Below are 14,515 nucleotides of genomic sequence, written 5' to 3'. Positions count from 1 at the left end.
AAGTAAAAATAGAGTACACAAGAGTGGCTTATGACGGTACTGTACTTGGTATCGAAAAAGGTCGAATATCGTGATTAGAAAAGTGCACTCTGTAGCAAGGGTGTGTACTCCATAAACCATCTGTTTTTCGTGTTTCATAATCTACACTGAAAGCGACTATTTTGCTCCCAGAAGCGTCAAGTTCAGCAGCCGTGCCACAGTAACGAACATAAATATCTCTCAGAGCCTCAAAAAATTTACCGCTGGTAATAGGTCTATCGGGTAACAGTTTTTTATTTTGATCGGTATACAGCTGTGAAGGTTGTTCTGCTGTGTAGTGCGCTGTACTGTCTTGCTTGGATTTACCCATGCGAATATCCCTTCCAAATATTAATGTTACATTTATTTTACATTGTGAGTGGTTTAAGATTCAAGGTATTTTAGCGAATTGTAACCCGGTTTTGATCTTGAGCAGTTCAGCTAAAAATTTGAAGCGATGGCTTTTTCGCTCCTAGGTGCAAGCTGCGTATATGTAATTGCAAAACGTAGTGTGACGAAAAAACGAAAAGGAAATTCAACTCCATTATACATCTCGATTAATAGCGAGATATTAATGACAGGAAAATCGTCATGCCTAAAAAGGAATAACTGATAATGGGTTAACGCTTTTGATAGACCAATTGTATTTATTATTTATTTGTTGGTTTTTTTCTTTTATATATTTCATATTTGAGAGTGCGTCGAATAGGTGTTTTTTTGAGATTGGATAACATGTTATGTTTAGCCTATAAATGAGCCGATTTTCACAGCTGAGTATTAAACCGAGATGCCAGAACCATTTAAAAATGTATTTGATATAGAGCTTATTCGTCTTATGGCGCTCCACTTTCGCCGAGCATTCCCTGATTTTAAGTCTGAAGACTTCATTTCTGAGATTGAAAGAGATTTAGACAAACTAGAATTCAAGCAGCGCAGTCAGAGAATTTGTGAGGCGATGCAGATGTATCTGCCTGAAGAGTTTGAAGCCGCTGCAAAGATCATTGAACGATCTTTAGGGGATCAAATCGCAGGTGAGTGGAGTCTGGCAGCATGCAATGAGAATGGGATTTCAGGTTGGGCAATCATTCCCATGAGTGATTATGTAGCCGCAAAAGGCAAAAAACATTTTGAACTTTCGATGCATCTACTCAAAGAGCTGACTAAGCGAAATACTTCAGAATTTGCCATACGACATTTTTTAATCACTGAGCCTGATCGCACGTTAGAAGTGATGAAAACCTGGGCTGTAGATTCTGATGTAAATGTACGGCGGCTGGCAAGTGAAGGGTGCAGGCCTAGGTTACCTTGGGGCTTGCAATTAAAACAATATATTGTCGACCCAGAACCAGTGATTGAGTTACTGGAAATATTGAAAGACGATCCCAGTGAATATGTTAGGCGATCTGTGGCAAACAATCTGAATGATATTGCAAAAGATCATCAGGAGAGAGTGTCTGACATTGCCGCTGCGTGGCTTTGTAATGCCAGCGCGGATCGAACGGCATTGGTTAAACATGCCTGTCGAACCTTAATTAAAAAAGGTCATATTAAGACGCTAAATGTGCTTGGATATGGCGATGTGAATCTGCGTTCAGTAACGCTGAATACCTCGTCACCAGTACTTAATTTTGGCGATCATATCGAACTTACAGCCCAGATTGTAAGTGATAGTAGGGCGGCGCAATCTTTGATAGTAGATTATATTGTGCATCATCAAAAAGCCAATGGCACGACATCTCCTAAGGTATTCAAATGGAAATCAATCCAGCTTCACCCAGGTAAATCGATACAGCTTAAAAAGAAGCATGCTGTTAAGGCTATTACAACTCGTACCTACTACCCAGGAATACACAAGGTTGAACTGCAAATTAATGGTAAAGTTGTCGCAAATACTCAGTTTGATTTGGTGATGTAAGCTGTGGAGCTGTGACGGAAAAAACCCCGACAATGGTGGAGAGATCATAGTCCTGAGTATTTACTCATCTCTAATGCTATTTCTTCCCATGCGAGTTGCTTGCAATTATGAGAACAAAAGCTAGAGTATTGTCCTGCGCTGTCATTTTTCTGCAGTATGATAAATTTTCAATATAATAAATAACTTATAAAACAAACATCTAAAGTGCCTCCTATATGATGAGTACTTTTTTAACTTGCATTGTGTATGTTTTTTGAACACAGTCTTGTAAGCAAGTGCAGCAATATGCCGTGCTTGTTTAATTGATAATAGTTGAAAATTAACAACAGGAATTATTATGAAGCTCAACAAAGTAAGTTTAAAAAAATTAAGCAACAATAAAAATTTGAACGACATGCAAACACGCCAAATTGGTGGTGGCGCTTCGGCTTACAGCAAAGACTTTGGTGCATGCCATACCGCACCAGTGTTTTGTCCGACCAAAATTATTTGCTAATGAGATCTAGCCCAGTTTAGCTGGGCTAGAATCATATTAAAAATTTATACAATTCATAGGATTATTTAACGTACAATATCTCTCAACTAACCATTTTTATGTGCTTGTGTGAATAGCACAAGTTAAGTAGCGTTTGAGATGAATTCACCATTTGAGCTTTTTGGGCTAACCCTTACCCTAAGCACTGCTATTTCCTTCTTTCCTGCATTGTTAGCCCTTGTAGCCCTCACTTTTTTGATGCACCGTACCGCAATTGGTTTAGCTATTGTGTCAGTCATACTGGGCTATTACTTCGAAATCATTAATATGATTGCAGCCCTTGGTATCACAAGCTTATTTCTAATGAGCTATGGGTTTAATCATTTTCAGCGCAAATTGATTAAATGGTTGCTAGGGGTGGGTATTTTTGTTTTTTCAATCCTGTTTTTTATTCATGCATTTCCAGGATTCAGCAACCCGCTAGTGATCGAGTCGTACATGGTCAGTAACAATGCTGTGCCATTTTCGAAGCATTTAAACTTTGACAAGCTGATGGTTGCTATCGCTTTATTGGCGTTGGTGGTGCCTCGCGGTAGAACGTCAATGGGCAAAAACAGTGGTAAAGTTTTTGTTTTGAGCTCTTTGGCAATCGTCTCTGGGTTAGCTGGTGGCGTGTTGTCTGGATTGGTAGAGTGGGAACCTAAATTAAGCCCAATTTTAGTGGGCTGGGTAATCACAAATCTGTTGGTAACATGCTACGCAGAGGAAGCCTTTTTTCGAGGATTTATACAAACGCAGATGCAAAACACATTCAAACATCATCACCTTGGTGACAAGCTAACGGTCTTTTGCTCAGGTGTGTTGTTTGGCCTTGTGCATTTTCCTGGTGGCCTTGCCTATACTTTAATTGCAACGATACTGGGCATTGGCTGTGCGTATGGTTACCAAAAGACCAATAACATATTAGTGCCCATATATATCCACTTTGTATTTAATCTGCTGCACTTCTGCTTATTTACGTACCCGTTTTTAGCATGAGAGACTGTGGGTTAGGCGTACTCAAGTTACAAAATTTTCAACTTACCGCAACTTCAAGACTCCTGACATAGGGTGTCAGTGCGCTGCTCTATCATGCCAGTCCAATTGATTATAACTTAAAAGGAATGTAGGGATGAAAATGAACTACTTTGTAGTCGGTACCAATAACATGTCAGCGGCAGTTAATTTTTATAATGCGCTATTTGAACAGACACCTTTTAAACAAACAATGGCAAATCACAGAATGACCTTTTGGCAAGGTGATGAGCCTGACTCGGCGTTTGCAGTTGCCACACCTTTTAATGGCGAGGTTGCGACAAATGGCAATGGCACTATGTTGGGTTTTAATGTCGACTCCGCTACAGAGGTGACACGGCTTTATAATAAAGCATTGGCGCTAGGTGGTACTTGTGAAGGTGAGCCAAGACAGCGCGGCCCTAAGTTTTCAGCTTACGTAAGAGATTTAGATAACAACAAATTGGTTTTTGGAGATTAGGTCGGTAGACAGTGAAGGTGTTTATAACGAAAAATAAGCCTGTGCACGTCAGCTCAATATAAATTAGCAGTAGATGTCTCTATTCGCTATTTAAAGAATGAGCTTTGACATTGTAAAAATAAATAGGCTATACCGGCGATAAAGCGCTGGTATAGCCTATTTGCTTGTTAATCAGTGTATGATAGAAACCAAATTACTTATTGGCCAATCAGCTACTGAATAACTTCCAAGTCTGGGAGGTATGCATCACGAAACGCAAGTAATGTAGAGCTATCCATTTTACAATCGAATCTGACATCTAGCTTTTTTAATCCTCTGGCATAGGCCACCTTAAGTGTTTCTAACCAAGCATCACAAAACCCGTCAATATGCACATATTTAATATGTTGATTTGTGAGCAGGTCATGCACAAACTCAATGCATTGATCAGGTATTTGAGTCAAATACAAAGTATCAATGTTAATATCAAAGAACTTGATGCCGTTGTCTAAACTCAGGTATTGAACAGAGGGAAATACAACCTGTTCTTGGTACGTGACGATATCTAAAAAAGACCGGCTCAATGTCACGGTTAGGTTTTTATTATCATCACTTTGACAGGTTATTCTTCCAGTTTCTTGTTCCAATTCGTGATCAAAAGGGGCCACATCCCAATAAACAGTATGGCCATTTTCACAAAACTCATAGGTTTGAGAGGTGTTATCTGTATCAATGGCCACTTCATGATAAAGAGGTGTATTCATGTGGTATGAAATACCTTCTCTTAAAATACCTTCTCGATAGACATTTTCTGACTCGACCCAGCCATTGTTATGTGGAGAATATAGAGTGCCCGTAAAAACGTCTTCTTCGACCATTAATGGCTCAATATGCTCTGCTACTAATTCATCGGTTATGAGGTGCTGGTTGATTATCGTCGATTTATAAAAAGGGCTTAGATAAACATCGCCAATAACACCTTTTTCAACAAAGTGTCTTTTCACAACTTTACCTTGTTCGGTAAAGATAGCAACGCCGCTAAACGGCGTGCCATCAAAGTGTAAAAGACCATTTTGCTCAACCAAAGCATTATGTATAACGAGCAAATGTCCTTTATTAATCATAGTGTTTAATCCGTAATTATATTGAACCCTTTCAGTATACCAGAACAGTTCTGACAAGCAGGGAACGGGTTACCCGTTTTGTCATAGAGTTTGTATGTTGCAAGGGTAATATCATCAATTGTTGCGGATGTATTGTTCAAGTACCAATTTGCCGCCCGCACTTCAGCGTGTAGCCCAGGTGCACCTGCCTGCGTAGCAATGCCATTGCCTTTTTTCAGCTCGGTTTTTAGGTAATCTAATATTCGTTGCTTGATAATGGGGTGCAGTGGCTCCGTCCCTTTGTAGAACTCTTTTTCTATGTACTCCACGTATTTCTCAGGGTTTTTGACAAGTATACTTTTATTGACTTCTTTCCACTCAACATGTGTTTCTGCTTTTTTTACCATTTTGCCAACTTCACTTGGCTTCCCGGTAAAGTTAAAGAATTCAGGTGATTTAGGTAGTTTGGTGCCTGGTGCAAATGCTTGAGAAATAGCCTTACGGTTATGAGGCAGTGGTGTTTTACCATCGCCGTTCTTTAACAAGTCTTTTGCTTTTGCTTGTAATGTTTTCGCAAAATTTGTTTTTTCTCTTGCAGCTGCAATTTTCTTATATTGCTCTACTGTATTTTTCTTCAGTAAATGACCAATATATTTAGCCCCACCAAACACCAATCTAAGAGGCGCACTCGAGTAATTTCTCAAGCTAGCAATCAGTGGAACATAGTCTAAATAGTTCTCTGCCTTTCTATCAAATAGAGTCCGTAACTCGGTAATACCTTGTACTGTGTCATATTGTTTATCTGAAATATCTGCGTTAGCTTGTTTAAAGGCGGTGTACGGATCAGTGTCTCTTGAAAGCTTGGCCAGTGCCCCCCAATCGTAATGGATAATTTCCCCTTGGGTAGATTTGTATTTGGCCACCACAGATGCACCATATTGCTTAGTTAATTCAGCAACTTGTTCAGGTGTTCCGTTTTGCAAAGTATCCATTATGGCGATGTCTTGCAGTAACTCTAGGTCGGCACCTGTCAGAGGTTTGTTATGATACTGAACACCTTTAAATGCGTCGGGGATATGTACGCCTGCATCCAATGCTTCTTTTACAGTAAAGCGGTGTGCACGAGCATGCAGTAAAATATTGTGATGCTCTAGCACGGCAAGTAATGCTGTCGCCCTTTGATATTGAGGTGACATCTCTCGGATCAATGCTGAACGAGTGATGGCTGTACCTTGATTTGCCGTTCTATTGATGACTTCAGCTGAACCTTTTGCGACGAAAGCTGCAAGACCTGCGGCTAATCTAGCCAAGTCAGCACTTTGTGCTTGAATTGCACCAAGTTCTTTCATTGCTTGCTTCATGCTTCCCCATTGATAAATTTCTTGAGGAGTGAGGCGTGCTGTATTCATATATGCATATAGCTCTTCCTGAGACATTTGCGTTGCATCTATACCAACATGCTTTTCTACCCAGGCTGCTGTAGCTTCCCCTTGTGCTGTGAGTTTGTCAACTTGAGGGTCATATTGACTTGCAACAAACTTGGCTGCTACAGAACCTGCGGCACCAGCTGCGCATTGCTGAGAACGGTTAGAGTGTTGGCTACTTACATTGGCGAGTAAACAACCTGTCGCAGCGTGCGCAATGTATTTCGCAGCAGTTGACAAAGAGGTGCTTTCTATATTGGCGGTTAAGGTTTCTCCCAGCGCACTGACAGCACTTGCTTTGAGAGCATTGACAAACGAATCTGATAGATCGTCAATACTGCCGCCTGAAATAGCAGTCTCAATACCAGCTTTCGCTGCAGACTCGATAACAACTTGCAGTGATTGATTGCCTAGAGAGATCAACGTGTCCGTGCTCATAAGAGGGGCGTTAGGATCGTACTCGAAGAAATCCAGTCCATCTAACTCCTGCATCACACCAGCGGTGACCATTGAAATCGCAAGTGAACGCAAGTTTTCACTTTCAGTAATAGACTTAATTGCGCCATCAATACCTTCGCCATTTGCCAAGCTGACAGCTGCTTGGGTAGTAAGCGTTGCTGCACCTGCTGACAAAGCCGCAGCCGAGAAAGTACCTTTGCCAACAGCTGTAGCAATTGCGCCTTTAGAGCCTGTAATTCCTGCGCCTGCTGGCCCCATTGCAACAGAAACTGCAATCGCAATGACTGCCATTGCTGCTGGGCTTAATGTACTGGTCGTTTCATGCTTTTTGATCCTTTCAAGCTTGGTATACACAACATCTAGCATGCTATTACACTGCTTGAATTCTGGATCAGCTTTTATAGCTTCAAACGCATAAGGGTTGATATTTCTCGGTGCTGAGGTCAATGATTGTGGAGGACATGCATATTCAGGATCGTTATAAAGATCAGACATCCAGCTCAAGCTTTTGCTTGATGCAAAGCCATTGACAATATTAGAGACTGATTGGCCTTCTTGTTGCCCAAACTCAATACTGATGCCATGTGTTGCGTTAATTTTAACGCCACCAACTATTTCATTGTATACGGCTGTATCTTCAGTGTCTTGGATAGTCTCTGTTTTGATTTTCCAAGTACCTTTCCTTACTTTGTGGTAAAAGTAATGGTCTTGCTGCTTCGCCATGAGGAGATTAACTCTGCCATTGCGAGCATCGATGTGAGTACCATCGGTTGAGGTGATTTCAGTTGCTTTAAGCGTGATATCGCCATATTCAGAGGCAATAAGTACACCTTTACCCGCATCCAATGCGGAGCGTATAGCAATGGTTTCAAGCTCTTGTTCTGTCTCTGTTGTTTTTCCCCACTTACGGTTCATATCGCGTTGGTATTCATCAAACTCATTTGCGATGTAAACCCCGTTATTAGCGAGGATTTGAATGACGCCTTTATCTGCGTGTAATTTTGCCGCATGGAGTTCTACAACACCGCCAGCGAGCAGTTTGATACTGTCAACAGCCGATAAGCGAGATACGAGGTGTTCAACTGTTTGCGTATTTTCAGAATAACCCGGTCGTGTATAACTTCCAGCATAAGTCTCTTTAGCCGACTTAATAATGATGTTGTTTCCGGCATTGAGTGCAATATTATTACCTGAAACTTGAGCACCTTCTAACACGATATCATTGCTGGTTTTGATATAGATATTGTTGCCTTCTAGTTTGGCAATTTTTCCTAGGCGTGTTCCTTGAGAGTAGGGGGTTTCATAACGATGAACAAGTGTTTTCTGTACGTAATTGTTGGCGAAAATTTTAACGTTTTTCGACGCAGAAAAGTGACTAGACAGATTTGCAACGGTACCACCGGCCAAAAGGTTTAAGTCGCCATCTGCGATTATGCTGCCGTCTGTGACAGTCATGTTTTCAACAGATCTTATTAACGCGTTACGGTAAGTGTATAGGTTAGCAGTATCAACATTGATTGATTTAAATTCATTGCTCTCGCCGTGGAACTCTACTTGGTGCCCATTGACTTCTTGCGCTTCGATGGTACTTGAAGTTAAGTGTACGACAGGTACTAGCACGTTTACTGAGCCAATCGTTCTTGATTCAGGCCAAATAAAGTTTTTGCCAAATTTATCAATTTGTGCCTGTGAAATGGCATCTCCAAATTTAGCGGCACCTGTTTTTGAGAATTCATATGCCTTATTGTATAAGTCATTTATTTGGTTTGATTCACTGGTGTATCCAATCAGCAAATTACGATTTAGTTCGTTATATATTTGCGAGCGAATAAAGCGAGATTGTACAAAGTTATCACCGACCATTTCTTGCAGTGGGTAATGTGGAATAATCACCGTTAGTCCTCGGACTTGGAGCGGTATCATAACGGGTGGCTGCAAAGCCACTTTGTAATTATCTTTAAGTCGCTTAAAGAAAGTTTCAATGTTTTGTGTGGTTGAGGTATTAACCTTATCCTCAACGTAATCTGACTTTTTGTACCAGTAGCCATCGTTAACGTACGAGCGGGTGTATTGTGGGTTTGACAATTCCGCTGCTACTTGCTCATTGGTAATTGCCCAACCAATTGTAGGGAGCATCAGTTGGCCTAACAACATGAATATGTTGAGGCAGGCCGTCACTTTTTGCCACATGGGAACCTTTTGTTCCCAAGATTCTTTTTCTATGTTTTTTTCTTTCATGATATTTGCAATTCCAAGCCTATCACTTCATTAAGGTTGCAAGCACAACAGAGGTATACACATGCTCGCTTTCAAACTTACATTTTATGCCGATTGTATTGTTGTTTCTTTCACAATCTGAAACGCTAGGCTTTCCTATGTCGTCAATCGCACTGTAGCCAGACTTACGGTATGAGTAATTAACCTCTTTCTTGTCTGCACTAATTTCATAACCAGTCAATACAATAGAGGTTGGTAGCCAGTGAGAGCCAATTGTGTTTGGTGGTGGAGTATTTAGATAACCTTGAATACGCTTGTTCAGCGCGTCTTCGATTTGTCTTGCGGTATAATTCGTGCCATCGATGTCTTTATCTTTATTCTTCTGATCTACTAAAGTTTTTAAGTTCACAGTATGGGTTTGATTACTACACGCAGGCTGTAAAACTTCACCATCGCCTGGCAGAATAACCATGCGGCAGGTAGTCACAACAAAAGTTAAAATATCGCCGTTGGTAGATTGAGAGGAGACGATTGCAGAGTTGCCAATTCCATAGTTGTATTCAAATGTTTTCATATACTTGATACCTTCATTTTTCTTTTCGGTACCCAGTGCATCTAGATTTGTCACATTTAAATCACTACTCGAAGGCAGATCTTCTTTGACGCCGTATACACCGCCATGGAAAGACAGAAGCGTTTCAGACTCTACAAAAGTATCTATTTTTTCGAAGCGGCAGCGTCCAGTTGTTTGACAATATTTAGTGTCAGCATAAGTGGCTGTATATGTATCTTTTGACAGACGTAATCCAATTGAAGAAAGCTGCAAGTTATTGAAATAAGCTTTTGAAAATACTTCTGTATAAGAGAACATATTGTTGAACTCTTGTGTCGAGCGAGCATTGTGCGTGCCATCACTGACTCTTAATTTACCGAATACGATGATTCGACCAGGAGGCGAATAGTGGTCTATTTTTGAACGACTGCCTTTTTCTGATGAGATCACGCCAGTTTTAGAGTCGTTGGTGTAACTTACGCCCGAATAGTATCCAGTTTCGACGTCTAATCTGTAGCGTTCGTTAAATACTTTTTTACTATTGATATCAAAGACACCAGACTGGCTAAGGCTTAATATTGCAGACGAGTTAAGTATGTACTTAGGCGCTTTAATCTCAAGCTTGTTCTCGGCTTGGAACACAACATCGTTAGACCTTGCTGAGCTTACCTTGATGCCTGAACTCCAATCAGATGCACCTCTTGGAATATTGTATGAATTAATATTCTCAAAGGCTTGTGCATCGACTTGAATTGAGTTGGCATAGATTTTAGCGGATAGGTTCGAATGGCTAACCTCTTTGATTTTTTGAACCTGAGAATTGTGGTAGATACCCTGAGACAGGTTCTCGTGATCTCTGGTTAACTCCAATAATGAACGTGTCGTGGCTAAGTTCTGCCCACTACGACGAGTGCCATTTGCCACAATACCTTCTCTAGATTTCAATATAAGTGAGTTAGCTCTGATGATACCGCCGTAGCCGTTGGCAATATCTTTTTGCGTTTCTACGACTAGGTTGCGTGCATTGATGTTGTTCTGGTTTGTAAAGTAATAACCTGAAACTTTGATATCAGTTGCTTCAACTTGACCAGAATTACTCATTCCAGAACGAGAGATAAACTCTGCGGCCCCTGAGTATATGACACCTTGATTAATGATACGTGATAGAGAAACCAACTTAAGGTTTTCGTCGGAGTATAGTTTACCGTAGTTGACTATATTTGGACTTACGAAAAAACCACGACCATGACCCCAAGATTGAGTTTCTTCTAAGGCAGCGCTTTGTAGTTCTTGCCCAAGTGGTTCAAAATTAAACGGGTCACCCACAGAGAGTTTACCAATATGTGAAATAGCAATGCCTTCACCTGGGACAAATAAGCCATTGTCAGAGTTACTAGAAGATAGAGCTTCGGTTATTGTGTTGATATTGGTATTACTTGCAATTGTAAGGTTCTTATTTGTTGCAACTGAAAAGCCTGCACTTTTGTATTGACCGTTTATCGTTGCGTTATAAGCTCTTGAGTTATATGGCAGCCTTTGAAGGCTAGGGCCTGTTATTTTACCGTTAGAGTAATTGACGCTATATCCCCCTAAATAAAGAGAAATACCACCTGTCCCTACCTCAATATCTCCTGATTCATCCATAATAAGGTATTCATTTTTATGATTCAGAGCTTTTAAATTGATGTCGACACGAGTATTACTTGAAGTAATCAGATTATCGGTATAAAGCTCAAGAGATTGAGCGCCTCTTGCATTTAACGTTTTGATGTCAATTTGACCACTTTGGCTGGCGACTATTCTATTTGAATAAAATGAACCTGAAGAAATGCTAATTCGCTTTGCGTTTTCGAAGTTACAATTTGTACAGGTAACCTTATTCGCCGAAGTAATTAACAGATTTGCAGGATGCCCTAAAACTTCTATTTTTGAGTTGATATTAATGCTGTTAGAGAACTTGAGGTGAAACATATCTCGTTTAGCATCACCATTATAGATAATTAGAGGCTTATTAATGTTAGTAAGTGCTAAGTTAACAGTAGATGAGTTACCCTCAGGGGTAATTGCATACATACTGTCTAAGTTAGACAAGGTATTTGCGTGCGTCATGCTCGCATATAGCCATGCTGATATAATAAATATGACTCGATTCATACAGTAATTTCACATATTGGTTTATTTTTGGTTTTTTGGTTAATGGGTGTTTCCCAAAGGTTATTTTATTTACGTTGGTGTTAACTTGGAAGTGGTAATTTTAATTTTTTTTGATTTTTCATGGTTTATAAAATCATTCATAAATCAGGCGTAAATCAATATTGTAAATGGTGTGTTTTCTTGATTTGAACTGAGAAAGGTTGATTGTTTTTAAATTGTTTAATTATATATTCCAAAACGTTCGCGCTGAAATTGTCTATTTAATTTTCCTTGCTCTCGGTATGGGGTGTCGCTTTTAATAAGATGAATTGTTTATTATATTTTCAAGTTTTAATTCAGAATAAGTTGGCGGTTTTTGTTTGTGGAATGAATTAGAATAATGACGGCGGTGCTTGTTAGGTTGTAGATAATTGTTACTCAATAAAAGGTGCTGCCCATTGGTTCGGTATGTTGATAAGCCAGTTTATTACTGGGTGAGTCATGAGAAGTGAGGGCCTAGCTAGCACATAGAAAGAGATGAAGTAAATCGTTTAGGGCGTATATTAACGTGCATTTAAATACCTTTTGGCATGTTTAATGACGCTTGTTAGTCTCAATGTAAGCATTGGTAATAGACGTCGTCACCGCTAGTGTTAAACCGCAATGCTTATGCCGCTGTATTTTGCTAGTTGTGACGGCTAGAGTAATCAGCCTGTGAGGTGTAGGCGTGACTTTTGTCTTTTCGAACATTTGTATTGTAAACAAAACTTGAACCTATCAGGAATTAAAAGCGGTAAATATAATATTGTTTTACTTGCGTTACCTATAACTCTTTTGAAGCTATTTTTGCGACATTGCGAGCTTTTTTACATATTTTAAATTACGCCTAATTGCTTTTGTGTTGGGGTGAGTCTTCCCCAACGATTTTTGTAAATTAACTAGTGCCTGTTCATAGTAGCCAATGGCCTTATTATAGTTGCCCTTATGCAGCCAAGCTGAACCTAAATTGTTGTTGTCTACAGCGACACTAGGGTGGCTTTCACCAAAGGATTTGAGGTCACTTTGCAGTGCCAGCTCAAAATAGCCAATAGCTTTATCATAGTTGCCTTTATCATGCCAAGCTAAGCCTAAGTTATTGTGGCCTACCGCTACATCGGGGTGGTCTTCCCCAAAAGTTTTGAGGTCACTTTTTAGAGCAAGTTCATAGTAGCCTATAGCCTTATCATAGTCGCCTTTACCATGCCAAGTTGTACCTAAATTGTTGCGGGTAATAGCTACTGCAGGATGGTCTTCCCCAAAGGTTTTGAGGTCACTTTTCAGAGCAAGTTCATAGTATCTAATAGCTTTATCGTAGTCGCCTTTTTCATACCAAACTGTACCTAAGTTATTGCGGGTAATAGCTACTAGGGGATGGCCTTCTCCAAAGGTTTTGAGGTTAGTCTTTAGTGCAAGTTTATAGTAGCCAATAGCCCTATCATAGTTACCTTTGCCTTTCCATGCTGAGCCTAAGTTATTGCGAATAGTAGCTACCCTCGGGTGGTTTTCACCAAAGGTTTTGAGATCACTTGACAGCGCGAGATTATAGTAGTTAATGGCTCTATCGTAGTCGCTTTTATCATCCCAAGCTGATCCTAAGTTATTGTGGATAGTAGCTACCTTGGGATGGCCTTCACCAAAAGCGTTGAGGTTAGTTTCCAGAGCGAGTTCGTAATAACCTATAGCCTTACCATAGTTGCCTTTACGTTTCCAAACTGATCCCAAGTTATTACGACTGGTAGCTACAGAGGGGTGGTTTTCATCAAAGGTTTTAAGGTTATTTTTTAGTGTGAGTTCATAATAATCAATGGCTTTTTGGAACTGGCCTAGAGTTTGAGCTAGTAAACCAGCCCTGTTGTTATAGAGTGGGTTATCAGAGGAGAGCCTGGCTGCTTTTTGGAAGTGAGCGAATGCTTGGGCAAACCGGACTTCTTCATAAGCGATTTCTCCACGTTGATAACTGGCTTCGGCCAGTGCTTCTAGTGTTGCTTGTTCACATTGCGCAAACTGAGCAAACAACGTATCTGCTTTCGCTATATTCCCTTCAATCAAGGCCTGTTTAGCCTTATGGTAAAGATCGGAACTGACCGTATCTTGCAAAGATTCTAGACGTTTAATTTGTACTTGTAGTTGAGCGATATGTTGTTGATATGCAGTTTCGATATTAGAAAGTTTTGACTTTAATCCAGATAACTCAGACTCAAGTATTTTTTTATTTTCATCATGGGCTTTTTTGAGCTTCTCAGTGATTTCCTTTTCCCTACGTTTTAATCCGGTTTCATATTGCTCAAGAGTAATACCGTGAATATGTTGCACAACATTTCCGCTACCGTTATGAACTGTGTGTCCGTTACCATCTATGGTTACACCCGGGGAGCCTCCCTTGTCAAAAAATAATGCAATTATGAATCCGCCGATAACAGTAATGAGCGCCGCTGTAATTGCGCCTTTTGCGCTAATCCGAGCGCCTTTAACCCCAACTCTATTATCTTGGTCGTCATCGAACATAAAATTTTCCTTTTACGTACCAGCGTTTTAATAAATTTCAAAATTAAACCGACATTCAGGTTTGAGCTTGAAGTGGTGCTGTTTCAGTTGTGAATCAATAAATATACTAATTCATATAAGTAGGAAAATAAATTTGCCACTTTTGACTGTTACAGGAACTT

At 40.1% G+C, this 14,515-nt stretch carries 9 protein-coding genes; 4 read left to right on the top strand and 5 right to left on the bottom strand.

From position 1 onward, the window contains the following. Positions 1-28: 28 nt before the first annotated feature. Positions 29-349, bottom strand: coding sequence for a hypothetical protein (locus tag QNM18_RS04070; RefSeq protein WP_284136427.1), 321 nt, complete (start codon positions 347-349; stop codon positions 29-31). Between the two features lie 456 nt (positions 350-805). On the opposite strand from QNM18_RS04070, the gene QNM18_RS04065 reads away from it, so the two are divergent. The 4 genes from QNM18_RS04065 (at position 806) to QNM18_RS04050 (ending at position 3,942) form a co-directional block, all read left to right on the top strand. Then, entirely contained in the window at positions 806-1,933 is a 1,128-nt protein-coding gene (locus QNM18_RS04065; RefSeq protein ID WP_284136426.1) for a DNA alkylation repair protein, read from the top strand. 337 nt (positions 1,934-2,270) lie between these two features. Next, a complete protein-coding gene (locus QNM18_RS04060) occupies positions 2,271-2,429 on the top strand; it encodes a hypothetical protein (RefSeq protein ID WP_211009071.1) in 159 nt (52 codons plus the stop codon). A 138-nt stretch (positions 2,430-2,567) separates the two neighbouring features. Next, the gene (locus QNM18_RS04055) at positions 2,568-3,446 is read left to right on the top strand and encodes a CPBP family intramembrane glutamic endopeptidase (RefSeq protein ID WP_284136425.1); all 879 of its coding nucleotides are present in this window, start codon (positions 2,568-2,570) and stop codon (positions 3,444-3,446) included. A 133-nt stretch (positions 3,447-3,579) separates the two neighbouring features. Continuing rightward, positions 3,580-3,942 carry a VOC family protein gene (locus tag QNM18_RS04050; RefSeq protein ID WP_211009073.1) on the top strand — a complete coding sequence of 121 codons (363 nt, stop codon included), beginning with the start codon at positions 3,580-3,582 and terminating at the stop codon, positions 3,940-3,942. A 212-nt stretch (positions 3,943-4,154) separates the two neighbouring features. On the opposite strand, the gene QNM18_RS04045 is transcribed toward QNM18_RS04050, so the two are convergent. The 4 genes from QNM18_RS04045 to QNM18_RS04030 all read right to left on the bottom strand — a co-directional run bounded on the left by QNM18_RS04045 (position 4,155) and on the right by QNM18_RS04030 (position 14,354). After that, the gene (locus QNM18_RS04045; RefSeq protein WP_284136424.1) at positions 4,155-5,045 is read right to left on the bottom strand and encodes a hypothetical protein; all 891 of its coding nucleotides are present in this window, start codon (positions 5,043-5,045) and stop codon (positions 4,155-4,157) included. A 5-nt stretch (positions 5,046-5,050) separates the two neighbouring features. Next, a complete protein-coding gene (locus QNM18_RS04040; RefSeq protein ID WP_284136423.1) occupies positions 5,051-9,145 on the bottom strand; it encodes a DUF637 domain-containing protein in 4,095 nt (1,364 codons plus the stop codon). A 22-nt stretch (positions 9,146-9,167) separates the two neighbouring features. Next, a complete protein-coding gene (locus tag QNM18_RS04035; RefSeq protein ID WP_284136422.1) occupies positions 9,168-11,786 on the bottom strand; it encodes a hypothetical protein in 2,619 nt (872 codons plus the stop codon). A gap of 864 nt (positions 11,787-12,650) precedes the next feature. Beyond that, positions 12,651-14,354, bottom strand: a complete 1,704-nt coding sequence (locus QNM18_RS04030) for a tetratricopeptide repeat protein (protein ID WP_284136421.1) — start codon at positions 14,352-14,354, stop codon at positions 12,651-12,653. Between the last annotated feature and the right edge of the window lie 161 nt (positions 14,355-14,515).

The sequence above is a fragment of the Pseudoalteromonas obscura genome (assembly GCF_030135505.1).
In the GTDB taxonomy this organism is placed as follows: Bacteria; Pseudomonadota; Gammaproteobacteria; order Enterobacterales; family Alteromonadaceae; genus Pseudoalteromonas; species Pseudoalteromonas obscura.
Note: the sequence above shows the minus strand (reverse complement) of the source record. Positions and strands in the feature narration are given on the sequence as shown.

Coding starts and splice junctions, on each gene's coding strand:
- QNM18_RS04070 (WP_284136427.1), bottom strand. CDS start 349: ATGGGTAAATCCAAGCAAGACAGTACAGCGCACTACACAGCAGAACAA.
- QNM18_RS04065 (WP_284136426.1), top strand. CDS start 806: ATGCCAGAACCATTTAAAAATGTATTTGATATAGAGCTTATTCGTCTT.
- QNM18_RS04060 (WP_211009071.1), top strand. CDS start 2,271: ATGAAGCTCAACAAAGTAAGTTTAAAAAAATTAAGCAACAATAAAAAT.
- QNM18_RS04055 (WP_284136425.1), top strand. CDS start 2,568: ATGAATTCACCATTTGAGCTTTTTGGGCTAACCCTTACCCTAAGCACT.
- QNM18_RS04050 (WP_211009073.1), top strand. CDS start 3,580: ATGAAAATGAACTACTTTGTAGTCGGTACCAATAACATGTCAGCGGCA.
- QNM18_RS04045 (WP_284136424.1), bottom strand. CDS start 5,045: ATGATTAATAAAGGACATTTGCTCGTTATACATAATGCTTTGGTTGAG.
- QNM18_RS04040 (WP_284136423.1), bottom strand. CDS start 9,145: ATGAAAGAAAAAAACATAGAAAAAGAATCTTGGGAACAAAAGGTTCCC.
- QNM18_RS04035 (WP_284136422.1), bottom strand. CDS start 11,786: ATGACGCACGCAAATACCTTGTCTAACTTAGACAGTATGTATGCAATT.
- QNM18_RS04030 (WP_284136421.1), bottom strand. CDS start 14,354: ATGTTCGATGACGACCAAGATAATAGAGTTGGGGTTAAAGGCGCTCGG.